This window comes from Bacillus sp. SIMBA_074, assembly GCF_046534555.1.
GTDB classification, from domain to species: Bacteria; Bacillota; Bacilli; order Bacillales; family Bacillaceae_G; genus Bacillus_A; species Bacillus_A mycoides.
On the sequence record NZ_JAWRYM010000677.1, the window covers coordinates 1 to 264 of the forward strand.

General features: G+C 58.3%; 1 protein-coding gene. It reads right to left on the reverse strand.

Annotated elements, in window-relative coordinates; genetic code table 11:
• Nucleotides 1–264 (reverse strand): hypothetical protein (locus tag SB773_RS32485; RefSeq protein WP_410594504.1); only part of this gene is annotated, 264 nt, incomplete at both ends.

Here is a 264-nt window from a genome sequence, read left to right on the forward strand (position 1 = left end):
GTCGCGTCTTTCCCTGCTTGATCCGGTTCGGCCGGCGGTTCGAAATTGTTTCGGATGAGGTCGCCCAGCGGATCACTATCGGCACTGTTTCGCTGTGGCGGCATGGGTGCCTTCGGCAATGGGACATCTTGCTTGTCCTTCGCTTTTTCGCCGACCCGGTAGTAACGGTCGCCTTCCCAATACGGCATCGGCGCCATGTTCAGCTTGGATAGGTCGACTTGGGCGATCTTTGCCTGTTCCGCTGCCGACTGGTAGCTATTCCAG